Below are 26,736 nucleotides of genomic sequence, written 5' to 3'. Positions count from 1 at the left end.
GACGACAGCCCCACTACGTCATCCGACGTGCGCACGGCGTGAAGATCTGCTCGGCGCATCGATGGATTCGGCATGGAACTGACGGAATCGCGCAGCGCACGAAACGCGCCCCGCGCAAGGAATGCTGTCCTGCGAGACTGATCCGACGGGCGGCACGGCGCGTGCGGGGCCGACGGCCCTCGCCACGGTCCGCGCCCGCCCGTGCGCAACCTCATACGGTACGCACCTCGACCGCGATTTTCCCGAATTTGCCGCGTTGCGCAAGCCTTGTGCGGTCCTGCACTTCACCGGCGAGTTGACCGCACGCCGCGTCAATGTCGTCGCCACGCGTCTTGCGCACGGTGGTGACCAGGCCCGCGTCGAGCAGAATTTGAGCAAATCGCTTGATCTGCGGATCCTTCGAACGCAGCAGACCCGATTCGGGAAACGGATTGAACGGAATCAGATTGAATTTGCACGGCACGTCGCGCGTGAGGGCGACCAGCTCGCGCGCATGCGCTTCGGTGTCGTTGACACCGTCGAGCATGCAGTACTCGAACGTGATGAAATCGCGCGGCGCCACTTCCAGGTAACGCTCACACGCGGCCATCAGCTCGCGTAACGGATATTTCTTGTTGAGCGGCACGAGCACGTCTCGCAGCGCGTCGTTCGGTGCATGCAGCGACACGGCCAGCGCCACGGGCAACTCCTGGCCCAGGCGATCCATCATCGGGACCACACCGGACGTCGACAACGTAACGCGCCGACGCGACAGCCCGTAGGCATTGTCGTCGAGCATCAGGCGCATGGCGCCCACCACGTTGTCGAAATTGAGCAGCGGCTCGCCCATGCCCATCATCACCACGTTGGTGATGACACGCTCGTTCTTGCCCTCGCGCCCGAGATCACGACGCAGCGCGAATTCGGCCATCCACAACTGGCCGATGATCTCGCCGAGCGTCAGGTTGCGCGAGAAACCCTGCTTGCCGGTGGAACAGAACCGGCAATTGACCGCGCAGCCCGCCTGCGACGAGACGCAAAGCGTGCCACGCGTTTCCTCGGGAATGTAGACGGTCTCGACGGCATTGCCGTTGCCCACATCCAGCAACCACTTGCGCGTGCCGTCCGCCGACAGGTGGTCGGTGATGGCGGCAGGCGCGGCGATGGTCGCGCGCGTCTTCAACTTCTCGCGCAGCGACTTGGCAAGATCGGTCATGCCGTCGAAATCGGCGGCGCCCATCTGGTGGATCCAACGCTGGAGCTGGCGGGCACGGAACGGCTTTTCGCCGAGCGTGCCGCAATAGGCGGCCAGACCGTCCGGATCGTAATCAAGCAGATTCGTAAGGTGGGTCATGGCCGTAGTCCGTCTAACATCCCTTCGGTAACTTCCTGCAATCGAGCGACTGAACGCGCGGCTTAGCGCGCGTAGACGTTCATGCCCGGGAAGAAGAATGCCACTTCCACGGCGGCCGTTTCAGCGGCGTCCGAGCCGTGCACGGCGTTGGCGTCGATGCTATCGGCGAAGTCGGCGCGGATCGTGCCCTTTTCCGCCTTCTTCGGATCGGTGGCGCCCATCAGTTCGCGGTTCTTCGCGATGGCGTTCTCACCCTCGAGCACCTGGATCATCACCGGACCCGAGACCATGAAGTCGACCAGATCCTTGAAGAACGGACGCTCCTTGTGCACGGCGTAGAACTGCTCGGCTTCGGCGCGCGACAGGTGCACGAGCTTGGCAGCGGCGATCTTCAGGCCTGCGCCTTCGAAGCGGCTGTAAATCTGGCCGATCACGTTCTTGGCAACGGCATCGGGCTTGATAATCGACAAAGTGCGTTCGACTGCCATGAAAAACTCCAAAAAATTAAGCAGTTATATAACCAACATGAACCCATAATTGTAGCACGAAGGCTGTTATGATGGGGATGGAACCTACAGTGCGCGTACCGCTCAAACGCAAGACGGCCGGGACGATCCGGCTTTTCGTGAAGTCCACGCAAGGGTATGAATCGGCAACCTTCCTATTATTGGAAGGCTGGATGTCGGAACGGTGAATTGAAATTCGGGGATTCGCCCGCAAATTTCGAGCGTCTTCCGAGTCCGCTGCCGAGTATCTTTCGGTATCCTCTGGACTTCGACGACGAGCCAGTCGCAGCGGCTGCGGGGGATTTGCCGGAGAAACGCCGGCATCGTAAGCGTCAAGCGGCGCTTGCCGGCCCCGCCGGCGGGCACAATGACCACGGAGAACACAATATATGAACCAGGACTTCCAACGTTTCGGCTACGGCGGGACCGCCGGCGCCACCACCGTACAAGTGCGCAACAAGGTGCTGCGCAATACGTATTGGCTGCTCGCCCTGTCGATGCTGCCGACGATTGCGGGCGCCTGGCTGGGCGTGAACTACGGTTTCGCCTTGTTCGCCGGCAGCCCGATGGTCAGCATGATCGCCTTCCTGGCGATCGCTTTCGGCTTCATGTTCGCGATCGAGCGCTTCAAGAACAGCGGCGTGGGGGTTGCCCTGCTGCTGGGCTTTACGTTCTTCATGGGCCTGATGCTCACGCGCCTGCTGAGCTTCGTGCTGGGCTTCTCGAATGGCGCATCGCTCACCATGCTGGCGTTCGGCGGCACGGCGGTGATCTTCGGCGTCATGGCGTCGATCGCCACGGTCAGCAAGCGTGACTTCAGCGGACTGGGCAAGTGGCTGTTCATGGGCGTGCTCGTGATCCTGCTGGCCTCGGTCGCCAACATCTTCCTGCAACTGCCGGCGCTGATGCTGACGGTGTCGGTGCTCGCCATCGCGATCTTCTCAGCCTATATTCTGTTCGACGTGCAGCGCGTGGTGAACGGCGGCGAAACGAACTACGTGACGGCAACGCTGGCGATCTACCTCGACCTTTACAACATCTTCACCAACCTGCTCGCCTTGCTGGGCGTGCTGGGCGGCAACCGCAACTGATCCGTCGCGATCCGACAAAAAAGCCAGTCCTGAGGGACTGGCTTTTTCTTTCCGGCGCGGCGAATCGCGCCGCGCATCGTCCTTCGCCGGAGGGGAGACGCAGGATTGTCGTCCCTCCCGACGGGAATCACTCGCTTTCGTGGATTACACCGTCACCGCCGATGGCGCCGGCGATTGCCTCGACGCCCTCGTCGGGGGGAGTCGCCTCGTCCTGCGTCTCCGACACGCGCACGCGCGGCACCCACGGCCGACCGATACTCTCGTGTTCGAACACCGCCATCGATTCGACGTGCGATGTATGCGGGAACATGTTCACCACCCCCGCCAGCGTCAGACGATAACCCGCCTCGTGCACGAGCAGGCCGGCATCTCGCGCAAGCGTTGCAGGACTGCACGACACGTAAACGATTCGCCTGGGCAGCCCCTCGTAACCCTGCTGCGCCAACTCGGCAAGCGCCTTCGACACGGCCAATGCCCCTTCGCGCGGCGGATCGATCAGGTAGCGATCGAACGCGCCCAGCGCCCGAATGTCGTCCGGCGTGATGTCGAACAGATTGCGGCACGCGAATTCCGTACGATCCGCAACGCCATTGCGCTGGGCGTTGGCCAGGGCCCGCTCGGTAAGCGCCGTGCTGCCCTCGATTCCCATCACGGTGCCGGCGCGACGCGCCAGCGGCAGCGTGAAGTTACCCAGTCCGCAGAACAGGTCGAGCACGCGCTCATGCGACTCGGGAGCCAGCAGCCGCAGTGCACGATGGACCAGTACGCGATTGATCTGGTGATTGACCTGCGTGAAGTCCGTCGGCTTGAACGGCATGCGGATCTGATATTCCGGCAGCGTGTAATGAAGCTCCGGCTCGAGCGGATAGAACGGCACCGCAGTATCCGGCCCCTTCGGCTGGACCCAGAACTGCACACGATGGGCGTCGGCAAACGCCCGCAGAATGGTTTCGTCTTCTGGCGTAAGCGGCTCGAGAATACGCAACACGAGGGCTGTCACGTCCGCGCCGATAGCCAGTTCGATCTGGGGCAGACGCTCGCGAATCGAGAGCGACTCGACCAGGCGCCGCAAGGGCACGAGCATGTCGGAAACATGGCGCGGCAGCACTTCGCACGAGTCCATGTCGGCCACGTAGCTGCTCTTGCGTTCGTGAAAGCCGATAAGGACCCCGCCCTTCTTCGGCACGTAGCGCACCGTCAGGCGCGCCCGAAAACGGTACCCCCAATCCGGGCCCTGAATCGGGCGAAGCATGGCTTCGGCTTTCACTTTCCCCAACCGGGCGAGATTGTCCTCGAGCACGCGCTGCTTGATGGCGATCTGCGCCCGTGGCTCGAGGTGCTGCATCGAGCAGCCGCCGCACTTGCCGAAGTGGGGACATTGCGGCTTCGCGCGCATCGAGCTAGCGCGCAGCACGCTGACCGCCTCGGCCTGCTCGAACTTGGGCTTGCGGCGATAGCTCAGGTAGGTGACCCGCTCGCCGGGCAATGCGCCTTCGACGAAGATGACCTTGCCGGGCTTGTAGTCGGGCGTACCCGGTTCGCCCTCGGGCGCGGTGCGGCCAACGCCGCGCGCTTCCATGTCGAGCGATTCGATTTCGATGATGCCGGGCTCGGCAGCAGGCCGGCCGCGCGAGGCGTTTCGGGAGGAACGGGTCACGTCTTTGTTCTCATGGGCGACAGCAAACCCGGCATTTTAATCGATTCGTCCGCCCCTGACGCGTGCAGGCCGCGTCGCATCGCACCCCGCGCCCCCAAACGGCCTGCGTCCCTCGCCGCCGCGCCACGTGCTCAGCGCCATGCGTCGAGATATTCCTTCCAGTGGGCAGCGGCCTCCTGCGCAAGCGAATTTTTGACGAACTCGATTTCCTGCTCGTACTCGGCCTGACGCAGCCCGCCGCGCATCAACTGATAGCGGCAATAGACGAGGTAGGTGTTCACCACATCCGTTTCGCAGTAGTTGCGAATTTCCTCGAGCTTGCCTTGGCGGTATGCTTCCCACACCTTGCTGCCGTCCATGCCAAGCTTGCCCGGGAAGCCACACAGTTTGGCCAGATCGTCGAGCGGTGCGTTTGCCCGAGCCTGATACATCGCCAGCAGATCCATCAGGTCGAGGTGACGCTGGTGATAGCGGCTGATGTAGTTGTTCCATTTGAACTCGCGATCATCTTCGCCCATGTCCCAGTAGCGCGGCGCGGCAATGCCGTGAATCATCGCGCGGTAGTGCAACACAGGCAGATCGAATCCGCCCCCGTTCCACGACACGAGTTGCGGCGCGTACTTTTCGATGGTGCGATAAAACCCCGACACCAGCGCGCCCTCACCGTCTTCGAGCGTGCCCAGCGACTTCACCCGGAAACCGTCGCGATCGCGAAACACGCAGGAAATGGCAGCGACGCGTTGCAGATGCAGCGGCAAAAAATCATGCCCCACCTTTTCGCGGCGCGCGGCGAACGCGGCTTCGGCAACGGCATCGTCGGACAGACCGGCGTAGGCCGGTTCGAGCTTGCGCAGGCCCTCGACATCGGGAATCGTTTCAATATCGAAGACGAGTACGGGAGATGGCATGGTGACAATCGAAAGAGAAAAAAAGTGAGCGTCGCAATGCGGCATCGACGTGAGGCATGCCCCGCCGGCAACGTTGGCGATTCGCGGCAACCCGTGATGCCGACCGGCGCGCGTCAGCGAGATGGCAGCGTGCCGTAAGCGACTGAACCTGCGTTGCTCAGAGCACCGCGTCCTTGCGCACGCCGTTCGACGCGAAGTAGCGCTTGAGCTTGACGAGTGCTTCCTGCTGGATCTGACGTACGCGCTCGCGCGTCAGCCCCATTTCGTCGGCCAGCTCTTCGAGCGTCGCGGGCTCGACGCGATTGAGTCCGAAACGACGCTCGATCACGTAACGATGCTTGGTCGACAGTCGGGACAGCCACAGACGCATCAGGTCCTCCAGCTCTCGGTGTTGCACCTCTTGCTCGGGAGCCTCGCTGTGATCGTCGGACAGCAAATCGAGCAGACTGCTGCCCGGGTCGATGTCCAGCGGTGCGTCGAGCGACGCCACGTGTTCGTTGAGCGCGAGGATGTCGGTAATTTCCTCGGGCGTCTTGCCGGTCAGGTCGGCAATGTCCTCGATACTGGCCTCGCGTTGTTCGCCAGCGTCGACATACGCCGCGCTCTTCTCGAGATGACGCTTGGCGCGCAGCACCTGATTGAGCTCGCGAATGACGTGCACCGGCAGGCGCACGGTGCGCGCCTGATTCATGATGGCCCGCTCGATGCTCTGGCGAATCCACCATGTGGCGTATGTGGAGAAGCGGAATCCGCGACCCGGATCGAATTTCTCGATGGCGTGCATCAGGCCGAGATTGCCTTCCTCGATCAGATCGAGCAGCGGCACCCCGCGATTGAGATAACCCTTGGCGATGCTCACGACCAGGCGCAGATTGCGCTCGATCATGACCTGGCGCGCGCCGAACTCGCCCGCCTGCGCGCGCGTGGAATAATCGAGTTCCTCCGCGGGCGTGAGCAGCGGCTTGACACTGATGCGGTTGAGATAGTGCTGCACGGTGTCGGCCGTGAGTTCGGCCTGCAGCACGGTGCCGAAGTCGTCGGCGTCGGCGGACTTGCGCTTGCGCGCGCCGCCGCCGTCTTCGGCAGCATCGGACGACGAGGCGTCATCGTCCTCCGCCTCGCGCTCGTCGAAAGCGTCGTCCACGTCCTCGTCCTGCCGGGATTGCCGATCGTCGATTTCCTGATCGGGCTCCGGGGCAGCGAGGTCTTCCTCTTGCGAAGTACGACGCTTTCTCTTGAGCATTCGACCCTGCCTAGATTATTGAGGCGGCAAATACTTCATCGGATCCACAGGCTTGCCATCCTTGCGCACCTCGAAATGCAGCATCACACGGTCTGCATCCGAACTGCCCATTTCGGCAATTTGCTGACCCCGCGTAACGGAGTCGCCTTCCTTGACCAACAGTTTGCGGTTGTGCGCATACGCCGTCAAGAAGGTGGCGTCGTGTTTGATGATGACAAGGTTGCCATAACCGCGCAGCCCCGCACCGGAATACACGACCTTGCCCGCCCCGGCGGCGTAAACAGGTGCGCCCGCGTCGGCAGCAATGTTCAGCCCCTTGTTCTTCGAATCGTCGAAACGCCCGACGACCATGCCCTTTGCCGGCCACGAGAGTTGCAACTCGCCGCTCGAGACCGCGGTCGGCGCCGACGTCGTCGCCGGCGGCGGCACGACGGCCGGCGGCACGGTCGCGGCCGTGCTGCCGGTGGTCGACGGCGTGCTGGCCATCGGCGGCGGCAGCGGCGTGCCGGTATCGCCTGCCGGCGGCTTCACGCGCAGCACCTGACCGACCTCGATCTGGTCCGGGTTCTGGATGTTGTTCCAGCGCGCGATGTCGCGATAGTTCTGACCGTTCTCCAGCGCGATGCGATAGAGGCGATCACCGGGCTTGACCCGGTAATAGCCCGCCGGCACCGGCGTGTTGTCGATAACGGGCGCAGCACCCGGCACGTTGCTGTCGGTCGTCGCGCCGCCTACGGTACGGTCGACGACCGGCGCCCCGACTTGTCGCGATGCGCACGCTGCCAGCATGCTCAGCAACAGGACACTGGCGACGCGTTGTTGGAAACCCGCTCGCAAATTCACTCAAATCCTCCGCAGAATAGGCCCGTCGGGCTTAAATGATGCCCGATTTTAAGGGGACGAATAACACCCTATCAAGCTGCGTCTCGCGCCATTGGCGCGCACCGACGCGCTCGATCAGGGTCAAAATCTGTTGCTCGCCGCCAACCGGTGCGACGAGACGCGCACCGACGGCGAGCTGGTCGATCAGGGCATCCGGAATCTCCAGCCCCGCAGCCGCGATCACAATGCCGTCGAACGGGGCAACCGTGGGCAATCCCAGGCGCCCGTCGCCGTAATGCAGCCGGATGTTCGGCACGCGCAACGGTCGAAGATTGGCTTTGGCCCGCTCATGTAACGGTCGAACCCGCTCAATGGAATACACGTCGCGCGCGACGCACGACAACACGGCCGCCTGATAGCCGCAGCCGGTGCCGATCTCGAGCACCTTCTCGAGCGGACGCCCGCCCGCGAGCAGCAACTCGATCATGCGACCGACGACCGAAGGCTTCGAAATCGTCTGCCCGTGTCCGATGGGCAGCGCGGCGTCCTCGTACGCCTGATTGGCGAGCGCGGCGTCCACGAACCCATGGCGCGGGACCGTGGCAAGCGCCGCCAGCACGCCCGCGTGTTTGACGCCGGATGCGGCGACGCGTTCAGCCATTCGCGCCCGCACCCGATCGGATGTGAGTCCCATGCCGTCTGGCACGCCGTTGGTCGCCGACAGGCTGGTGCGTCCGACACCGGCAGACGAAACCTTCGCCGACGCACCGCCACGCTGCGCTCCCGCGGCACTCGCGGCGCCGGCGACGGCAGACTTGTGCAAACCGCCCGCGACGGTCTTTGCCGCCTGACGCGGCACCGTCTTCGCGGCGTGCGGGGCGGGCTGGGCGTGTGGTGCCGCTGCCGGGCGTGCCAACCCCTTGGGCACGACGGGGTGCGGCGCCTGAGCACCGCCCGGTCGCGCAGACGCTCCCGCCATCGGCGTCGACGCGGCGCGTGGACCGGGACGTGTATTGGGATGTGTCGAAGCCGCACCGCCTGCCGACGGCGTTTTCCCATTCCCCGGGTTCACGGGGGCCGCATTGCGCGCCATTGCCGCGGGCGGCGCCCCTGCGGGGCTCGCTCGCGACGCCTTGTCGAGCGTCGGCGCCTTGCGTTGCCGACGCGTCATCACTTCGGCCAGGGGGAGGGGAAAACGCTTCGGCGGTGTCGTCATCGTTGGGCCACCCCTGCGCTGGCCAGCCAGTCGTGCACGACACCTAGCCGTGCGTTATGCGTGAGATCCAGTTGCAAGGGGGTGACCGAGACGTAATCGTGCGCCACGGCGTGAAAATCGGTGCCTTCGCTGCTGTCGCGCGCGTCGCCGGCCGGACCGATCCAATAAATGGTCTCGCCGCGCGGATTCTCCTGACGGATCACCGGCTGCGATTGGTGTCGCTTCCCAAGACGCGTGGCGAGCGCGCCTTTGAGCCGATCGTACGGCAAATTGGGAATATTGACGTTCAACAGGAACGGCGCGCCCAGCGGGCGCTCCATGTAGCGCTCGACGATCTCGCGCGCCACGCGTGCGGCGCTGTCGAGATGATCCCAGCCCTTGTTGACCTGGGAAAACGCGAACGAGGGAATACCGAACAGGAAACCTTCGGTCGCGGCGGCCACGGTACCGGAGTACAACGTGTCCTCGCCCATGTTCTGGCCGTTGTTGATACCCGAGACGACGATATCGGGGCGCTCGTTGAGCAGCCCCGTCAGCGCCACGTGTACGCAATCGGTCGGTGTCCCGTTGATGAACGTGAAATCGTTGGCCGCCTTGAAGACGGAAAGCGGCCGTTGCAGGGTCAGGGAATTGGACGCACCGCTACAGTTCTGTTCGGGCGCCACCACGGTAATGTCGCCAAGCGGTGCCAGCGCTTCGTAAAGCGCGGCCAGGCCTGGCGCCTGATACCCATCGTCGTTGCTGAGCAGGATTCGCATGCGGCAATTGTAACCGAGGAAAGGTGCCCGGATATGACGCCTTCGCGGCATCGATCCACGCTTGGCCACGATCCGGGGTGGGCGGCAACGGCAAAATCGCCGCCTGCCGTCCAGTCAGCCATGCCACGGCCACGAGCGCCGCCCCCTCGGCGCGCCAGCGACACCGGCACGCTACATCTTCTCGGTCTCGCCGGCTTGCGGTTGCCACACGAGCAAGCGCCGCTCGGCCACCCCGACCAGTCCGTCGAGCACCAGGGCGAATGCGGTGAGGATCAACACCCCGGCGATCACGGCATTGATGTCGAACGTGCCCTCGGCCTGGAGGATGAGGTACCCCACCCCGCGCGCGGAGCCGAGGTATTCACCGACCACCGCGCCGACGAACGCCAGCCCCACCGAGTTGTGAAGACTGGAGAACACCCAGCTCGTGGCGCTCGGCAGGTAGACACGGCGTAGCAATTGGCGCTGGTTGGCGCCCAGCATGCGGGCGTTGGCCAGCACGACCGGGCTCACTTCCTTCACGCCCTGGTAGACGTTGAAGAACACGATGAAAAACACCAGCGTGACGCCGAGTGCGACCTTCGACCAGATACCCAGCCCGAACCACACCCCGAAAATCGGGGCGAGAATGACGCGCGGCATCGAATTGGCCGCCTTGATGTACGGATCGAGCAAGGCGCCGGCGCTGGGCGAGAGCGCCAGCCAGAGCCCGACCGCCAGGCCGGACACGGTGCCGATGATGAAAGCCAGCACCGTTTCGAGCAGCGTCACGCCCAGATGCAGGTAGATCTCCCCGCTGGCGAACCATTGCCATATCTGGAGGAGCACTTTCTGCGGCTCGCCGAAGAAGAAAGCTGCCTTGTCGGGGCTGTCAAAGTAGAACGCGGGCAACAGTGTCGGGCTGGTGAGCACGTACCAGACAAGAAATGCCACTACCAGCAGCAGCCATTGCCACAAACGCAAATGCCGCATGATCGAACGATTACGCATGACGAACGGATTCCGGGAAATTCAGACGGGCACGCAAACGAGCCGTCAGACAAGCCAATCGAACAGGCCGAAGCCATCCGGCAGGTCGAACCAGTCCAGCCAATCGAACCAGCGCGCCCAGCCGCATGTGCTCATCAGAAAACCCGCGATTTGGCACATGACGATTCAGACCGCCTTCAACTGTTGGGCATAGCCCTTGAGCACTTCCTCGCGCAGCACGTCCCATATCTGGGCGTGAAGCTCGGTGAAGCGCGGATGGTTCCGGATTTCCGCCACGTCGCGCGGACGCGGCAGATCGATCCGGAACTCCCCGATCGGATGTGTACCAGGCCCGGCGGCGAGCACCACGACGCGGTCGGACAACGCGATCGCCTCGTCCAGATCGTGCGTGATGAAGAGCACCGCGCGACGTTTGGCCGCCCACAGCTCGAGCAACTCGTTTTCCATCAGCTGTCGCGTCTGGATATCGAGCGCCGAGAACGGCTCGTCCATCAAAATGATGTCGGGATCGAGGATCAGCGTCTGCGCCATGGCAACCCGCTTGCGCATGCCGCCCGAGAGCTGGTGCGGATATCGGTCGCCGAATCCGCCCAGCCCCACCCGCTTGAGCCATTCATGGCCGCGCGCCTTCGCCTCATCGGCCGCCATGCCGCGAAACTCGAGGCCGGCGGTCACGTTGTCGATCGCGTTGCGCCAGGGCATCAACGCTTCGGCCTGAAACATGTAACCGGCGCGCGAATTGATGCCCCGCAGCGGTTCGCCGAACACCTTCACGGCGCCCGACGACGGCATGAGCAACCCGGCCGCGACGTTGAGCAAGGTCGATTTGCCGCAGCCGGTCGGCCCCACGACGGAGACGAACTCGCCCGGCGCGATGTCGAGCGAGGTGTCCGCCACTGCCGTGTAGCGCTTGGCGCGATCGTCGCGCGCGACGAAGGTGCACGTAATGCTGTCGAAACTCAGAGCCGGCGCAGTCATCATTTGTACTTGGCGTCGGCCTTCTTGGTGAACTCGTTCGTGAACGTCTTCGACAGATCGATCGACTTGCCCTTGACGGTTTCGTCGAAAGCCTGGAGCGTGCGCAGCGCCGTTGCCGGACCGTCGGCGGGAATTATCCCGTCGGGCGAAATCGCTTCCTTCACCCGCGCCCAGGCATCGAGGTAAAGCGCACGATCGCCCAGCAGGTAAGCGTCCGGGACCGTCTTGATGATGTCCGACGGACCCGCCGTCTGCAGCCAGCGCAACGCGCGCACCATGGCATTGGTCAGCGCCTGCGTCGTGTTCGGATTCTTCTGGATGAACGTTTCGTTCGTGTAAAGACACCCGGCCGGCATATTGCCGCCGAACAACGACACCGTTTCCTTGAGCGTGCGCGTGTCGGAGATCACGCGGATTTCCTTGTCGCGCTCGAGCATCGTGATGACCGGATCGAGGTTCACGATCGCATCGATATTGCCCGAGCGGATCGCGGCCAGCGCCCCCGACGAAGCCCCGACTCCCACGAAGGCCACCTCATTGGGCTTCACGCCGCCCTTGGCGAGCACGAAGTTCGCCATGATGTTCGTCGACGATCCGGGCGCCGTCACACCGATCTTCTTGCCGCGCAGATCGGCGATCGACTTGTAGTTCGGCAGCGTCTTGTTAGACACGCCGAAAACGATCTGCGGTGCACGGCCCTGCAACACGAACGCTCGGATGTACTGGTGCTTCGCCTGCAACAGGATCGTATGCTCGTACGCACCCGACACCACGTCGGCGCTGCCCCCGACCAGCGCCTGCAACGCCTTCGAACCACCGGCGAAGTCCGAGATTTCGACGTCCAGCCCCTCGTCCTTGAAATAGTTCAGTCGCTCGGCAATCGTGAGCGGGAGATAGTAGAAGAGGTTCTTCCCGCCGACCGCGATGGCCACCTTGGTCTTTTCCAGCTTGGCTTGCGCGAAGCCCGGGCGAATGCCGGCTCCGATCAGACCGGTCGCGGCCAGTGCCGTAACGAATTGACGTCGTTGCATGGTTGTTTGTCTCCTTGGTTGCAGCGATCTTTCTTGGTGTGACGTGCTATGGGTCTAACGTGCTACAGGCGCGACGCGCCGGGCGGCGAAGTGCAGACGATGCCGCATGTCGCGCGCCCAGCCGGGCGATTGGACTCAGATGACCCCGTTCTCGCGAAACGCCTTGATTTGCCCGGCATCATAACCCAGGCGTCCGAGCACCTCGTCGGTGTGTGCGCCCAGTTCGGGGCCTAGCCACTGCGTCTGGCCGGGCGTCTCCGAGAGCTTGGGGGTGACGTTGGGCAGATCGATCGGCGTGCCGTCGGGGAAGGTGTGACGCTGGATCATCTGGCGCGCGATGAATTGCGGGTCCTTGAACATGTCGGCCACGGTGTAGATCCGGCTCGCGGGCACATCGGCGCCCTGCAGCACGGCAAGCGCCTCGTCGATCGGTCGCTCGCGCGTCCAGTTGCCAATGGCGTCGTCGATTTCCTGCGTGCGCGGCACGCGTCCGTCGTTATGCGCCAGGCCGGGATCTTCCGCCAGATCGGCGCGACCGATGGCGTGCATCAGCCGCTTGAAGATCGGGTCGCTGTTGCCGCCGACGACGATCATGCCGTCAGCGCAGGGATAGGTATTCGAGGGCACGATGCCGGGCAGCGACGCACCGGTTCGCTCGCGCACCATGCCCGCCACGCTGTACTCGGGCACCACGCTCTCCATGAGGTTGAAGACGGCCTCGTAAAGTGCCACGTCCACAACCTGCCCTCGCCCGCCGTTCGCATTGCGATGGTGCAGCGCCATCATCGCGCCGATCACGCCGTGCAGCGCCGCGATCGAATCGCCAATGGAAATGCCGATACGCGGCGGCGGCAGATCCGGGTAGCCGGTGATGTGTCGCAATCCCCCCATCGATTCGGCAATGGCGCCAAAACCCGGGCGGTCGCGATACGGCCCGGTCTGTCCGTAGCCCGACAGGCGCACCATCACGAGCCCGGGGTTGAGCGCGGACAGTTGTTCATATCCGAGACCGAAGCGCTCGAGCAGGCCGGGCCGGAAATTCTCCACCACGATGTCCGCTTGTGCCGCCAGCTTGCGCACGATCTCCTGGCCTTCCGGCGATTTGAGGTTGATCGTCACCGACTTCTTGTTGCGTGCCTGCACGGCCCACCATAAGGAGGTGCCGCCGGCATCGGGGTGCAGCTTGCGCCACTTGCGCAGTGGATCGCCATGCTGCGGATCTTCGATCTTGATGACTTCGGCGCCGAATTCGCCGAGCATTCGTGCGGCGAACGGCCCCGCGATGAGCGTGCCGAGTTCCAGGACCTTGACCCCGGCAAGCGCACCACGCGCGGGCAGGCCGGCGGGCGAGGCGGAATCATGCGGCGACGCGGCCCCGGGCGAACCGGATGTACCGGATGTACCGGATGTACCCGACGAACCGGGCGCACCAGACGTGGCCACCGAATCGGGAATACGCGAGGGTTCAGACGGCGTGAACGGCGTGGACGACTTGGACGACTTGGACAACGCGTGGACTCCTGTACCCGTCGACAGCCGTTGCCGTCGACTTCGAGACGCTCCCGGCGGGCGGCGCCGGTCATCATGGGTGTCAAATGAAGTCCGTATAGTAATTCGACAGTCGGCCATCGGCCAATATCGGAGAACCCGATACCGGACAGTTCCGATCCGAATCGTCGCGAAGTCCTAAGCGAGGCCCTCACCGGCCGAAGCGATCATGTCTCGAACAGATGCCGCGCGCCTCGCTGCGCCGCAATATAAATCGCTTCGCCCCGATTGCGCGCGCCAAGGCGCCGATAGAGCGCGGACACATGGGTCTTGGCAGTGCCCTCCGAGATCACCAGTTGCTGGCAAATGGTTTTGATGGACAAACCGCGCGACAGCAGGGCCAGAATTTCATACTGTCGTTGCGAGATGCCGAGCAGCGCTGACTCGGCCAGTTGTGTCGCCTTGTCCCCGCCGAGGGGAAACACGGGCAGGCGCGACAAGGGCAGCGCCTCGCCCATGGCTTCCTGCCGCCAGAGCACGAGCAGCGCCGAGAGCGCATCTTCCGGCACATAGCGCCCGCCGCAGAACGCCAGGTCGAACACCGAGCGCACGCGCGCGACGGCACTCGGCCAGGGCAGAAATGCGGCAACGCCGTTCTGCAGCCAGTGAATGATTTCATCGGGAAAACCCGTATCGCCGATCACGATGACCGGCACGGGCGGCGCGCACTCGCCGGCCATCGAGCACAAAGCTTCGAGAAGCGGGGTGCGCGCGATCGATTCGTCGAGGACGAGCGCGCGACGCGAAGGCAGTTCGCGCAGCCAGATCCAGTCCTGCGTCGCCACGTCATGGACGTGCCGCAAGACCGGCGGTGTCGCGTTAGCTTCGGTTTGCAACGCGACTTGCAGGCCGCTCAGCCACCTGGCGGCCTCACCCATGACCAGCACACGCATGGTTTCCCCTGTGTTTCCGGTCGGCACCCCAGGCCGCCGCCCCGATTCTGGTGACACCCGCCCGCTCGCCCGCGCTGAATCGCGGCGCTGCGCCGTTTTGTCTGCTCGCCACGTATGTCCGGCGTCCGCGCGTTCCGCGCTTGTCGTGGCCGGCACGAAAACCGAAGGAATCCTCCAGCGTTCGTCGTGATCTGTCCCTTAGGCGTCACTTCGCTTTTCGAGCAGTTTATGCGTGAAGTCCGCGTGGCGGCGAGTCTGCCCTCGCGGGATCCCGGCCGTTGTTGCCTCTGCGCGACAATCCGCAATATGCGTAACCTATTTACTCATTTCGCCGAGACTCCGCCATTACTTTTTTCCCTTCCCTTTCTGCAATAGCGCAATAGAATACAAAAAGCCTGACAGGACAGTCAGCGGAAGCCGGGGGGCACGCCATGTTCAAAATTACCGTCGTCTCGACGCGCAGTGCCATGTTTTGCTTGGCTTGCGCGTGCATTGCCAGCAGTGCCCAGGCCGACGTCACCGGCGCAGGCATCCCGAACATTGCCGTGAGCGACGCATTGCTCGCCACCACCCGCGCCGCGAACCTGCAACAAAGTGTCGTCGCCCATCTCTCCGGCGCCAAGCCGACCGCGCTCGCGCCGGTCAACTCGACACTCACCACTGCCAACAACGTGCGGCTCTGGGATGAAGTCGTCCCGCCTGCGCCGTCGCCGAAGCCGACACAGGCATCGAACGCACCGCAGGGACAACTACGCACGACGGTTGCCATCGCCCAACCCCCTACGCGTCAGTTCGCGCCCGGCATGCAGGCGACGAGCTTCAAGGTCGACGCAAGCACGGTTCGCGTGGGGCGATGATCGCCGGCGCCTGGCCCCGCCCCCAAGTCCGCACTTGCCTGGCGCCGCAGCGCCGTTCAACCTTTTAGACCTCGTGCACCGCTGTCGCGGTTGATTCACGCTTCCTTCGAACTTACTTCGAACTTACTTCGAACTTCCTTCGAGCATCCGCCCGTGGCACTTCCGTACGTAGCACTGCACTCGCACTTCCTTCGCACTTCCTTCGCACTTCCTTCCCAACGCGTTCGTCGTTCGCATCAGGTTCGCACTTCCTTCGCGGCGGCCTCGCGTTCGCTTCGCGCGCTCGCCGCGCCGCGGGCACTCCGAGTTTCCCTGACGCGCTGCCCCCTTCGGACGGATGCGCAGCGCGCCACTTGCCATGAGCTCGCGTCACGCCATCAGAACGTGTAGGGGAATCGCAATCCGATCACGTAATTCGGCGCGTCCGGCGACATGCCGGCGTTCACGTAACCGTTCACCGTCCAGTGCTTGTTGATGGCGTAGTTGATGCCGAAGTTGAGCGACGCGGCGTTGGTCGAACTGCCGGCCACCGTCGTCCACGGACCGCCCGGCGTGGCGGTCTTCGTCGCGCGCGAGATCGCCGTCGAGTACGAGATCGACAGCGCCGTCTTGTCGTTGAGCGCGAGCGCCATGCCGGCGCCGAGCTGAATGATGTCGCCGAGCTTGACCTTCGCGGGCTGCACCGTACCTTCGATCGTCGAGATGTCGTCGAACGAGCGCGCCACGTTGTACGTGTACGCCACGTTGGCGAACAGTACGATCGGATCATAGGTCCGCAGGAACGACAATCCGGCCGTGAACGCCCAGATCCCGTTCCCCGTCGGCAGGCGCGACGGCGTGGTCAGGTTGTTGTTGGACGGATCGGGCGTGCCGAGCTTGATACCGAACGGCGAGGTACCGGTCGGCGCCGTCACGCGCAACGACGCCACGATATCCGGCCAGTTCGCATTTTCCTTGACCAGTTGATAGTAAAGCGACGCGTTCACGTCGCCGATGTTCGCCGAGTTCTTGCTGATGTCGCTCACCGACGACGCCGCGCCGCCCACCCCACCCGAGATGAAGTCCGAGTTGCGGTACAGGTAAGGCACGTCGAACGCCACGCTCATGCGGTCGGTAATGCCGTAGCGCGTGTTGACGTCGAAGGTCCACACGTTCGCCTTCGTCTCGCCGAGATTGAGCTGGCCGAGGAAGATCGCATCGAGTGCCAGGAAGCCGCTCAGCACGAGCTGACGCCGATCGTAGTAGCTGTAGCTGATCCCGGCGTCGATGGTGAGCTTTCGATCGAACAGCGGCGCATGCTGCGCCTGCACCACGGCCTCTTCGGCCGGCGTGCGCTGCGAGTCGGTCTCGCTCTTCTGCATCTGCTGCGTCTCGCCGATCGGCGTAGCCGTCGAGGGGCCCGCCGCCCCGGCCGCGCCTCCTCCCGGCGTACCCGCGGATCCGGCGGCGGAACCGTCGCCGGGCGAAACCTGCGCGATCTGCGCGGTATCCCACGCGGTCAGACCGCGTCCGCGTTGCGCCATCTCGATGTCGGTGAGGCGCTGTTTCAGAGAAGAAATTTCCCGCTGCTGCCGGTCGACCATGTCGATCAACATCTGGAGACGGTCATCCGGCGATGGGTTCGTATGCTCCTGAGCCTGGGCCGATAGCGTGAAAAGCAGTACCCCCAACGGAATAGCGGCAACGGGAAAAAAGCGGTGAGTGTTCATGGTCCCCCCCGGGTGAAAAAGCGGACGGGCGTCCGCGCGCAATCCAACCAACACGTAATGACGAGAAACGGTTGTCCTAGCTGCTCGACTGCGGGGTGATGCGTGCGAAGCCCGCCGCGACACCTGCTGGGCGCACTGCCCGGGCTCTGCCGACATCACCTTTTTGTTACGCCGCGACCGTGCCGCGGCGACGCCCCACTTCTTGTTGTCATCGCGTCCGGCGCCGCCCTGTCGCTTCGCTGCGTTCGACGAACGCACCGGACACTGCTGCCGGCGTCGCGTGGTGCATGCACCACCTCGCGACGCCGTTACGACACCTGCACGCTGCCTGCACCGGCACCGGCTTCGGCGCCTGCGCGAAGCGCATCGACACGGCACGCCGCATCGGTCATCTCACCCATCGCCTCACCGGCGAATGGCCGCCATGTTAGCCAGGGCGCTCTGCACGCCCGCCTGACGCAGCCCACCCGATGTGATCGGACTCGACTGGAGGTTCAGCTGCAACGTATTCATGACCTGCTGTGCGTTGCCGGCCACCTGCACGACCTGCATGATCTGGTTCATGGCCGCACCGGCACCGCCGCCGATGCTCTGCCCGAGATTACCGTTCGGCGTATTGAGCGTGATCTGCATGCCCGCCGACGTAATGGCGACGCTCGCATTCAGGTTACCCACCGTGGTCTGCGAATGGTTGGCGCCCTGCCCGCTCACCGGTATGAGCGAGGCAATCGACACGCCCGGGGCGTACTGGATAATGGCTTTGTTCAATGCGTTGTTCGCGTCGCCGGCCACCTGCGTAATCTGGGCGACGCCGTTGATGAGCACGCTCGCACCGCCGGAGACAACCTGCGTGACGGGCGTCGTTGCGTTCGCCACGCCAGGCAGGATGCCGGTCGCGGCACCGGTTTGAACCTGGTAGCCGCCGGCGCCCTGATTCACGCCAAGCACGCCGGTGGCCATCAGGCTCGCACCGGTCGGCATCTGCCATTGCGACTGCATGACGAGCTGAAAGCCCGTGATCATGTTCTGCTGAGCGTATTTGCCGGTCGCGTGCGAGAGCACCTCATCGCTCACGGGCGTCCAGCTCTCGGGCACCACGCTCGACGCAAATGCCGGCACGGCGCTCGCGAACAGCGGGATGGCCAGCATCGGGACATATCGATTCATGATGGTCTGGTCTCAAAACAGATCCGCCCGGATGATGCCGAAGTCCACCATCGGGGTCGGTGACGTCCCGGTCGCCAAGGCGCTGTCGCGTAGCTTGACTGCCAGGGATTCGTTGCCTTTGAGCAGCGGTGAGTCCTCCAGAAACGGCTTGCCGATGACCGCCAACACCAAGCCATTCCACTGCTTGGCAAAATCGGCCTGCTCGATGATGCGGTTGCCCAGCGCCGGATCCGACACGAACACGCGTCCGTCCTTCGCCGCCTTGATGACCACAAAGTGCTGATAACCGTTGACGTCGATGAGCGCGATGACCGGGATCTTCAGGTCGTACAGCGCATTCACGTCCACCTTGAAACCGCGGCCCTCGAGCCCGAGCGTTTCGACGAACTTCTTCATGTCGAGCATCGAGAAACCATTCTTGATGACGGTCTGCGGATTGGAGAAGACCATCATCTTCTGAATCATTTCGGCCTCGGGGATATCGATCCCGTAGCCGTATCGCAGCAACGTTGCCAGGGCTGCGGACCCACAGCTGAAGTCGTATTCCTGCTGGACCAGATTCACGTAGTGCATCGACTTGAACGAGCGCATCTTCTTGACCGCCGGTACACCGATCGAAGACTCCAGGCTCACCGATGCATACTGCGCGTGCCCGGCCACGCTTGCGCACGCCAGAGCGCAAACAGTAGCGATCCTCACTGCGGCACGACGCACATCATTCATGACACACCTCAGGAAAAAACCGGTCCGGGGAACCCCGGACCGGTGACCTGCATTACTTGATTGCCGAGATGGCAAGGCTGTTGGCCTGAACGTTGCCGATACCGGCTGCGACGTTCACGCCCACGTTGCCGCTGGCCCACTGCAGAGCGCCGTTGCCCAGCGATGCGTTGGCGACGAAGTCACCCGAGGCCTTCATGCCTGCGACCTGGTCGGTTTGCGCCGTCGAATTGGCCGCACCGCCCTTGAACCAGCCGTTCCCGCCTTGCGAGACGGCCGCGGCCAGACTGTTGCCCTGCACGTTGCCCACGCCCGAAGCCACGTTCACACCGACATTGCCGGTGGCGCCGGCAAGCGCACCGTCACCCACGCTGGCGTTGACCATGAACTGCGAGATGCTGGCCGAACCCTTGGACGACTGGTTCGCAAACACCTGGGCCGAGGCATACACCGGCTGAGCGTTGAGCGACGCGATCGCCACGTTGTTGGCCTGGGCGTTGTCGGCACCCGCCGCCACGTTCACACCGACGTTGCCGTTGGCGTTAGCCAGTGCGTTGGTGCCCAGCGTTGCGCCCATCGTCTGGTATTGCGCCGTGTTGAAGTGGTACGTGAGCGCGCCCTTCGTCCATGCGGTCGACGACATGTAGGTGTTCGAGAAGCCCCACAGCGCACCGGCGGCCATCGAATCGCTCTCGACGGAGTAGTTGCCGTGGTTCAGCGTGGCATGGAACGCCGCGTCGAAGCTCTTCTGCGTGTTCAGGAAGCCTGCCGCGAGGAACCCTGCGGCCTGCTGCGACTGATGCTCGTAGGCGTAGCCGCCCCAAGCCGAACCCTGCCCCGCGCCGAAGTTGCCCACGAGGTAGCCGCCATACAGTGCGAAGCCACCCGGCAGCGGAATCACGCCGCCGCCGATAATGCCTCCGCCGCCGGCGATGTTCGAGTACTGATACCCGCCGCCCGCGATGAAGCCACCCGAACCGGAGCTCGACTGCCCTGCCACATAACCCGCGCCCGCCTGGAAGGACTGGCTCGTGTTCAGATGGCCGTTGGCCGAAGCGTTCACCCACGACGTGGAGTTGTCGTAGTGCGTGGTGGTCCTGCCCGCGATCATGTACGCGCTACCCTGATCCGTCACCGTCTTGGTCTTCGAATCGACGCCGTACGTCACATGTCCCGTCACATAGGAACCGAGCAACGGTCCCTTCAGGTTCACGTGGTGTACGTCGACGCGCTGATTGCTCTGCACGACAGCGTTGCCGGTGTTGTCCACCGTCACGCAACCGCGAATGCCGACCAGACCGAAGATGCCGACCAGGTTCAGTACGTTGGTCTCGTTGCCGATGAACGAGAAGCTGTATTGCTGGTGATTTGGGGACGCCATGGCGGAACCCGTTGCTACCAGCAGTGCAGCCGCTGCAATTGCTTTCGTTTTCATGACCATCTCCTTGACGAGAGAATTACCCAGTTAAAAAGATGTGCCCGCCGGGGGACGGAGCACAAAAACATTTGCGGTTACATTGCCTATCCCAGCCGACTGGTTCACTTGCACCACACCGCTCGCGCCCCGAAACGCGTCACCGGAAATCGACGCCGTGCGGAACTGATCGTTGAGGTTGTCGCGCCCAGCCGGGCCACCCTTGGAGATCGCAGCGGATAGTGCCGTATCCGATACGCTCGCCACTCCAGACGCATCGCCAGTCACAATGACGGTCGCGTTGCGTTGAAGATTGCCGGCACCGCTCGCCTGGTTGACTTGCGTCAGCCCCGAGGTGCCTGAAAATGCGTTGCCTTGAATTGCTGCGCTGGCCGCGCCGGTCGTGGTCGTGACGAGCGCCTGCTGATTCGTGCTCGACGCTCCGGCCGTCACACTGCCGCCATTGGCAATCACGGCGCTGTTGGCCTGGGCGTTGTTCACGCCTGCCGCCTGATTCACGCCCAGCGCACCGGTCACGCCAACGGCCGTACCGTTCTCGACGGTGGCGTGCGTGCCGGCGAGTTCGCCGTTCACGACCCACACGTCTTCGGCGGCCGCTGCGCCGGCAAGCGCCGCCAACATTGCGGCGACCGCCAGATGGACGGCGCGCCGCCCGCCACGCGACCCACGCAGTCCGCTCATTTCGCTGCTCCTGCCGCACCGAGACTGGTCAGCGGCGAGAGCGCCGAGCTGATCACCGACGGCACAAGCGTGCCGATGCTGCCGATACCGCCGACGCCGCCCGAGGCGCCCGCGAATCCGCCGCCGACACCGTTGGACGTGTTGAGGCTGTTGCCGCCAGGCGCGTTGCCCACCAGCACCCCCATCACCGGGTTGATGCCGGACTGCACGGCGCCCGTGACGAGTCCGGCGTTGCCGCGGCCCATCAGGTCGCTGTCCGTGACCTGCTTGACAGCGCCCATGGCAGTATTGAACGGCCCCGTCGGGAATGCCGGGACGGCGATGCCGATCGGATTCTCGACGCGCGGCAGGCCGCGATAGGCGACTTGCGGACCGATGTTGCGCTCGACCACGATATCGCCCGGGGTCGCCGGTTCCGCGCTGGCCTGGCCCGCGAGCAGCACCGGCGTGAGCGCCACGACCATCGTGGCTAGCGCTCGTGCGGCGTGCGCGACAGGCAGAAGATGGGTTTGGGTCATGTCGTTCACCGCGTGGTGTAAGTCACACGCGTCACCTGAACGTTGTTCACGCCGTTGGACAGTTGCTGCGGACGTGGCATCGGCGTGACGGCGCCGGGCAGTTCGTCCCACAACGTCACGCCATTGGCGAGCGCCATGCCAGGTGACTTGACCATCGTGCCGCCCATGTTGCGGCCCCGCTGGTTCCCAAGTTGTTCGTCGTCGACGCGGGCGGCCGCGAGCGGCATGCCCGTGACGGGGGCATTGCCGGCGGCCTCGGCCGCGGCGTCGTGGCTCGCGGCGATGGCCTGCGCATCGCCTTGCGGCAACTGCGCGGCGAGCGGCGCCGGGATCGCGACGTCGGCATCGTAAATCGACGCCTGCGGCAGTGCAGTGGTCGTGAACGTCGTCGGTACCATCGCGCCCGTGAGCATCGCAACCTGCATGAACGGCGAGCGCGACACTTCCTGCGCCTGAGCCTGCGCGGCACACAGACCGAGTGCCACGGCAACCGCGGCGCCCAGGGCGCCTGCACTTTGCCGTACGCGCAACTGCATTTCGGTGGTGAGAATTCGCATCGCTTTGCCCTCCTTGCCCGGACCAATAAAGCGACTTCCGTGCCACCCACCTTAAGTGCCTGAAAACATTGGCTTTATATTTTTTGACGTTCCGGCATGCCTGGCCATGTGTCCGAAAACGTTTCAGCATTGATACGTGAGCCGCTATCCGGCGCGCGAGGCATTTCATCGATGCCGCTCGCAAACATTCCGAACTGCGAACGATATCCGCGCGAGCAGCGACGCATGCCGCGAAGGCCCGAACGACAAGGCGCCCCCGTGACGGATCGATGGCAAATTTGCCGCGCCGGCGCAAAACGACCCGGCGCTGTCACACAGGTGCGCGCGACGCCGTGGTGGATGCGGCGCCAAGGATGTTTCAACTTTGATGTGTGCTTTCGCAAGCGGCGTGCGCATCGATCGCCTTGGTGACGCGCTTCAAACGCACGTTGCATGGCATCGCGTTCAGGCACGCGTAGCGTCGCGGCACGCGGTCCTTCGACGCGGGAGAGAACGCATTGCGTACGGAGAGCGCGACCGGCGAAGGCAAGGGAAATGACGCGATTGTCCCGTCGTTATTGGCGATGGCAGGAGTCGCGGAATGCGAAGACGCGGCAGTGAGAGCGCCTGTCGCAGCGGGACTTCGGGGGTGTGGCGGCCACATCTTCAGGACCCCAAAAAGAAACGACCGCCCCGCTCATCGCAGGACGGTCGCCCTCTCTTCGCCAGAAGATATCAGGCCGGCACGCCCGATTCGTCACCACGCAATCCGTAGCGGCACATGAGCCGATAGAGGGTGATGCGTGAAATGCCCAACTCCGCGGCCACATCGGTCAGCCGATGACAATGGCGCAGCAATGCTTGCTCGATGGCCGTTCGTTCGGCCTCGGCGCGGATTTCCTCCAGCGTGCGCACCTGCGTCGGCACCCACGGCAGAAGGTCGAGATCCTTGGCCGAGATCATGCGACTGTCGGCCATCACGATGGCGCGGCGCACGCGGTTGATCAGCTCACGCACATTGCCCGGCCAGTGGTATTCATACATCGCCTGCACCGCGCACTGCGTAAAGCCGCGGATCTTGCGATGGTTATCGCCCTTGAAGCGTTGCAGCACGTGGTGCGCCAGGATCTCGATATCCTGTCCGCGAGCGCGCAGCGGCGGCTCGTCCACGCGCAACACGCACAGACGGTGGAACAGGTCCATGCGGAAGCGCCCTTCCTTGACCGCGGTCTCGAGATCCACGTGGGTCGCGGAAATGATGCGCACGTTCACGGGAATGACTTCATGCCCCCCCAGACGTTCGATCGCGCCTTGCTGCAGGAAGCGCAACAGGCTGGCCTGGCTCTCGATGGGCAGATCGCCGATTTCGTCGAGGAACAAGGTACCGCCATTGGCCGATTCGACGCGCCCGACCTTGCGCGCGTTCGCCCCGGTGAAGGCGCCGCGCTCGTAGCCGAACAGTTCGGACTGCATCAAGTGTGGCGGGATGGCGCCGCAGTTGATCGCCACGAACGGCCCCTTGGCGCGCAGCGAGCGCTCGTGAATCGCCACCGCGCTCAGTTCCTTGCCCGTGCCCGATTCACCGGAGATGAACACGGGCGCGTCGGTATTGGCTACCTTGCGGATCGTTCGGAAGAGCAACTGCATCGCCTCGCACGTGCCGACCATTTCCTGGTCACCACCGACCTGCGGTGTGATGATCGGCACTTCCGAGAGCGACGCCATGCCCCACGCGTGACCGATCGAATGCGCAAGCTGATCGTTCGTGCAGGGCACGTTGACGTAATCGAAGCAGTAGTCCCGAATCAAACGACGAATCGAGGTCGTCGCCAGTTGCTCGGGGTGCGTTGCGGCAACCCAGCCGACCGTGGCCGGCTGCATGCAAGACTCGAATGCCCCCATCTCGCGGTCGCTGTAACCGCTCGCCAGGTCAATGAGTGCTGCGCTGGTGACCCCCGGATTCAGAATGCGACCGACGTCGCTGGCGCTCTTGGCCGGCATGACTTGCCAGCCTTGCTCTCCCAGAAACGACAGCAACCCGTCGTTGTGCTTTCGGGAGGCGTAAATCAGGGTGCGCCCGGTATCGTTAGCCATACCTTAACTCCCTGCCTAAGCAGTGCCCGCGCGCCATTATTGGGTTTCAGACCGGTTGGCACGACAGGTATACGGCCCCACGCCGCTCGGGAGTTATGGTGTTCCCCGTGTTGTTTGGGTCCCCAAGTCGGCAGATTCAGTCTAGAAGACCGGAATAGGCGCAGGAATACCGAATAACAACTAATCCGATTGGATGAGAGTACGAGTACCTACGCGCAAGGGCGCGTGGTATCACGCGAGCGTCATGCTCAGAGCGTATGCCGATCGAGCACGGCGCGGGCGATGGTGCCGGCATCGACGTACTCCAGTTCGCCCCCGACAGGCACGCCTCGTGCGAGCCGACTCACGCGCAGGCCGCGTGCCTTGAGCGTCTGACCAATGTAATGCGCGGTGGCTTCGCCTTCGTTGGTGAAGTTGGTTGCGAGCACCACTTCCTTGACCACGCCATCGGTGGCGCGGCGAATCAACTGCTCGAAATGGATCTCGCCCGGACCCACGCCATCGAGCGGCGACAGGTGCCCCATCAGCACGAAATAAAGCCCCTTGAAGGTCATGGTCTGCTCGAGCATGTTCTGGTCGGCGGGCGTTTCCACCACGCAAAGCAGGCTCGTGTCGCGCTCGGTATCGAGGCACGTCTCGCAGATCTCGACTTCGGAGAATGTATTGCAGCGCGCGCAATGGCGAATCTGCTCGGACGCATGCACCAGCGCCTCACCCAGCCGCACCGCCCCTTTGCGGTCGCGTTGCAGCAGGTGATAAGCGATGCGTTGCGCGGACTTCGGACCGACACCCGGCAGCGCGCGCAGGGCGTCGACGAGTTCTTGCAGGCTCGAGAGCTGAGGCATGCGTCGTCTTTCGATACTTGTGACGGGCCGGCGCGGCTCAGAACGGCATTTTGAAGCCCGGCGGCAGCGGCAGACCGGCGGTCAGGCCACCCATCTTTTCCGCGGCGGTCGCCTCGGCCTTGCGCACGGCATCGTTGAACGCCGCGGCCACGAGATCCTCGAGCATGTCCTTGTCGTCGGCCAGGAGGCTCGGATCGATGGTCACGCGACGCACATCGTTCTTGCACGTCATCACCACCTTCACCAGGCCGGCCCCCGACTGCCCCTCGACTTCGATCTGCGCGAGCTGCTCCTGCGCCTTCTTCATGTTTTCCTGCATTTGCTGGGCCTGTTTCATCAGACCCGCGATGTTTCCTTTCAGCATGTCGACTCCTGAGTAAATCGTATGAGGGGCTTGGCGCGCGTTGCCGTTTTGCAGCGTTGACGTCAGGACGACCACCCTGTCCCACGGCGTACAGCGGCGTGCCGCATCGTCGCGCCGCGCCCTGTAACGCGCGTTTGGGTGACGCCCTCCGAAACGCTCGGAAAGCGGCGACCCGGTTCTCGAAAACGAACCCGATTATTGTACCGGGCGAATGCTGCCCGGCAGGATCTGTGCACCGAAATCCTCGATCAATTCGCGCACGAGCGGATCCTCGGCAATGGCCTGCTCGGCAGCGCGCTGCCGTGCCGCGGCCGCTTCGGCGGCCAGCGAAGCCGCCGTCGTCCCAACCGGTCCCAGCGCCACGTGCAACTGCACTTCCATGCCGAAATGCTCGTTGAGCACCTGGCGCAGCTTGTCGGTCGTGGCGGCGTCGGCCAACTGACGCAGCGGCACGCGCAAATGCAGCGCGCGCCCGGCGACTTCCGTCAGTTCGCTCTGGAATGCCAGTTGCTGTGCGAGCCCCCGCGCCGGCAAGTCGACCGCCAGCGCCGGCCAATCGCCCGTGAACACGGGCGCCACGCCGTCGGCTTCGCGATAGACGCAGGCGCGCGGCGCAGCGGCCGGTGCAGGCGCCGGCGGGGCAGGCTCGGGCTCGGGATCGGCGCCGGCCGGGGCATCTTCCGAGGCGCGCGACGGATTGCCACGGTTGGCACCCGCGGCGGCGCCACCATTGCTGGTGCGTCCGGCCCCGCCCTTGCGTCCCGCATTGAGGGCGGCAAGCGCCGCACGGGCGGGCGACATCGGTGCGCCGTCGGCCGGCGCGGCGGAACTGCGCG

General features: G+C 64.0%; 26 protein-coding genes. 2 read left to right on the top strand and 24 right to left on the bottom strand.

The window, feature by feature from the left end; all coding sequences use genetic code 11:
- Positions 1-211: 211 nt before the first annotated feature.
- On the bottom strand, positions 212-1,333 hold the full coding sequence (gene rlmN, locus PMO31116_RS21610) for a dual-specificity RNA methyltransferase RlmN (RefSeq protein WP_023596524.1): 1,122 nt from the start codon (positions 1,331-1,333) through the stop codon (positions 212-214).
- Between the two features lie 62 nt (positions 1,334-1,395).
- The gene (ndk, locus tag PMO31116_RS21605; RefSeq protein ID WP_023596525.1) at positions 1,396-1,821 is read right to left on the bottom strand and encodes a nucleoside-diphosphate kinase; all 426 of its coding nucleotides are present in this window, start codon (positions 1,819-1,821) and stop codon (positions 1,396-1,398) included.
- Between the two features lie 407 nt (positions 1,822-2,228).
- Between ndk and PMO31116_RS21600 the strand changes: the two genes are divergently transcribed.
- Positions 2,229-2,930, top strand: coding sequence for a Bax inhibitor-1/YccA family protein (locus tag PMO31116_RS21600; RefSeq protein ID WP_150568495.1), 702 nt, complete (start codon positions 2,229-2,231; stop codon positions 2,928-2,930).
- A 127-nt stretch (positions 2,931-3,057) separates the two neighbouring features.
- Here PMO31116_RS21600 and rlmD read toward each other — a convergent pair whose 3' ends face one another.
- The 11 genes from rlmD to PMO31116_RS21545 form a co-directional block, all read right to left on the bottom strand.
- On the bottom strand, positions 3,058-4,587 hold the full coding sequence (gene rlmD, locus PMO31116_RS21595; RefSeq protein ID WP_425494819.1) for a 23S rRNA (uracil(1939)-C(5))-methyltransferase RlmD: 1,530 nt from the start codon (positions 4,585-4,587) through the stop codon (positions 3,058-3,060).
- Between the two features lie 131 nt (positions 4,588-4,718).
- Positions 4,719-5,495 carry a 3'-5' exonuclease gene (locus tag PMO31116_RS21590; protein WP_150568494.1) on the bottom strand — a complete coding sequence of 259 codons (777 nt, stop codon included), beginning with the start codon at positions 5,493-5,495 and terminating at the stop codon, positions 4,719-4,721.
- Positions 5,496-5,652: 157 nt separating this feature from the next.
- Positions 5,653-6,738: an RNA polymerase sigma factor RpoS gene (gene rpoS / locus PMO31116_RS21585; RefSeq protein ID WP_145863475.1), complete on the bottom strand. Its 1,086-nt coding sequence runs from the start codon at positions 6,736-6,738 to the stop codon at positions 5,653-5,655.
- A gap of 15 nt (positions 6,739-6,753) precedes the next feature.
- Positions 6,754-7,527: a peptidoglycan DD-metalloendopeptidase family protein gene (locus tag PMO31116_RS21580; protein WP_150568528.1), complete on the bottom strand. Its 774-nt coding sequence runs from the start codon at positions 7,525-7,527 to the stop codon at positions 6,754-6,756.
- A gap of 85 nt (positions 7,528-7,612) precedes the next feature.
- Positions 7,613-8,653, bottom strand: coding sequence for a protein-L-isoaspartate(D-aspartate) O-methyltransferase (locus PMO31116_RS21575; RefSeq protein WP_425494820.1), 1,041 nt, complete (start codon positions 8,651-8,653; stop codon positions 7,613-7,615).
- Between the two features lie 119 nt (positions 8,654-8,772).
- The gene (surE, locus tag PMO31116_RS21570) at positions 8,773-9,534 is read right to left on the bottom strand and encodes a 5'/3'-nucleotidase SurE (protein ID WP_150568492.1); all 762 of its coding nucleotides are present in this window, start codon (positions 9,532-9,534) and stop codon (positions 8,773-8,775) included.
- Positions 9,535-9,705: 171 nt separating this feature from the next.
- Entirely contained in the window at positions 9,706-10,524 is an 819-nt protein-coding gene (locus tag PMO31116_RS21565) for an ABC transporter permease (protein ID WP_150568491.1), read from the bottom strand.
- Between the two features lie 165 nt (positions 10,525-10,689).
- Positions 10,690-11,502: an ABC transporter ATP-binding protein gene (locus tag PMO31116_RS21560; RefSeq protein WP_150568527.1), complete on the bottom strand. Its 813-nt coding sequence runs from the start codon at positions 11,500-11,502 to the stop codon at positions 10,690-10,692.
- Positions 11,502-12,533: an ABC transporter substrate-binding protein gene (locus PMO31116_RS21555; protein WP_150568490.1), complete on the bottom strand. Its 1,032-nt coding sequence runs from the start codon at positions 12,531-12,533 to the stop codon at positions 11,502-11,504. The genes PMO31116_RS21560 and PMO31116_RS21555 overlap by 1 nt, the downstream gene beginning before the upstream one ends.
- A 135-nt stretch (positions 12,534-12,668) precedes the next feature.
- Entirely contained in the window at positions 12,669-13,871 is a 1,203-nt protein-coding gene (locus PMO31116_RS21550) for a CaiB/BaiF CoA transferase family protein (protein ID WP_150568526.1), read from the bottom strand.
- 377 nt (positions 13,872-14,248) lie between these two features.
- Positions 14,249-14,974, bottom strand: a complete 726-nt coding sequence (locus tag PMO31116_RS21545; protein WP_246185423.1) for a helix-turn-helix transcriptional regulator — start codon at positions 14,972-14,974, stop codon at positions 14,249-14,251.
- 431 nt (positions 14,975-15,405) lie between these two features.
- On the opposite strand from PMO31116_RS21545, the gene PMO31116_RS21540 reads away from it, so the two are divergent.
- On the top strand, positions 15,406-15,831 hold the full coding sequence (locus PMO31116_RS21540; protein ID WP_150568489.1) for a hypothetical protein: 426 nt from the start codon (positions 15,406-15,408) through the stop codon (positions 15,829-15,831).
- Positions 15,832-16,208: 377 nt separating this feature from the next.
- Here the strand turns inward: PMO31116_RS21540 and PMO31116_RS21535 are convergent, their stop codons facing one another.
- The 11 genes from PMO31116_RS21535 to PMO31116_RS21485 all read right to left on the bottom strand — a co-directional run.
- Positions 16,209-17,540, bottom strand: coding sequence for a hypothetical protein (locus tag PMO31116_RS21535; RefSeq protein WP_150568488.1), 1,332 nt, complete (start codon positions 17,538-17,540; stop codon positions 16,209-16,211).
- Positions 17,541-17,945: 405 nt separating this feature from the next.
- Entirely contained in the window at positions 17,946-18,707 is a 762-nt protein-coding gene (locus PMO31116_RS21530; protein WP_150568487.1) for a hypothetical protein, read from the bottom strand.
- Positions 18,708-18,719: 12 nt separating this feature from the next.
- Entirely contained in the window at positions 18,720-19,430 is a 711-nt protein-coding gene (locus tag PMO31116_RS21525; RefSeq protein WP_425494818.1) for a C39 family peptidase, read from the bottom strand.
- A 52-nt stretch (positions 19,431-19,482) separates the two neighbouring features.
- On the bottom strand, positions 19,483-20,862 hold the full coding sequence (locus PMO31116_RS21520) for a cell wall anchor protein (protein ID WP_150568486.1): 1,380 nt from the start codon (positions 20,860-20,862) through the stop codon (positions 19,483-19,485).
- A gap of 30 nt (positions 20,863-20,892) precedes the next feature.
- Positions 20,893-21,543 (bottom strand): hypothetical protein, encoded by a 651-nt coding sequence (locus PMO31116_RS21515; RefSeq protein ID WP_150568485.1) that lies wholly within the window; start codon positions 21,541-21,543, stop codon positions 20,893-20,895.
- Entirely contained in the window at positions 21,540-22,061 is a 522-nt protein-coding gene (locus tag PMO31116_RS21510) for a hypothetical protein (protein WP_150568484.1), read from the bottom strand. Before PMO31116_RS21510 ends, PMO31116_RS21515 begins: the two co-directional genes overlap by 4 nt.
- Positions 22,062-22,066: 5 nt before the next feature.
- Positions 22,067-22,618: a hypothetical protein gene (locus PMO31116_RS21505; protein WP_150568483.1), complete on the bottom strand. Its 552-nt coding sequence runs from the start codon at positions 22,616-22,618 to the stop codon at positions 22,067-22,069.
- 714 nt (positions 22,619-23,332) lie between these two features.
- A complete protein-coding gene (locus PMO31116_RS21500; protein ID WP_150568482.1) occupies positions 23,333-24,691 on the bottom strand; it encodes a sigma-54 dependent transcriptional regulator in 1,359 nt (452 codons plus the stop codon).
- Positions 24,692-24,939: 248 nt separating this feature from the next.
- Positions 24,940-25,536 carry a recombination mediator RecR gene (recR, locus tag PMO31116_RS21495; protein WP_150568481.1) on the bottom strand — a complete coding sequence of 199 codons (597 nt, stop codon included), beginning with the start codon at positions 25,534-25,536 and terminating at the stop codon, positions 24,940-24,942.
- Between the two features lie 37 nt (positions 25,537-25,573).
- The gene (locus tag PMO31116_RS21490) at positions 25,574-25,900 is read right to left on the bottom strand and encodes a YbaB/EbfC family nucleoid-associated protein (protein WP_023596551.1); all 327 of its coding nucleotides are present in this window, start codon (positions 25,898-25,900) and stop codon (positions 25,574-25,576) included.
- A gap of 195 nt (positions 25,901-26,095) precedes the next feature.
- The coding region (locus PMO31116_RS21485; RefSeq protein WP_281350166.1) for a DNA polymerase III subunit gamma/tau C-terminal domain-containing protein at positions 26,096-26,736 on the bottom strand (641 nt) is incomplete at its 5' end.

This window comes from Pandoraea morbifera, from assembly GCF_902459575.1.
GTDB lineage: Bacteria > Pseudomonadota > Gammaproteobacteria > Burkholderiales > Burkholderiaceae > Pandoraea > Pandoraea morbifera.
Note: the sequence above shows the minus strand (reverse complement) of the source record. Positions and strands in the feature narration are given on the sequence as shown.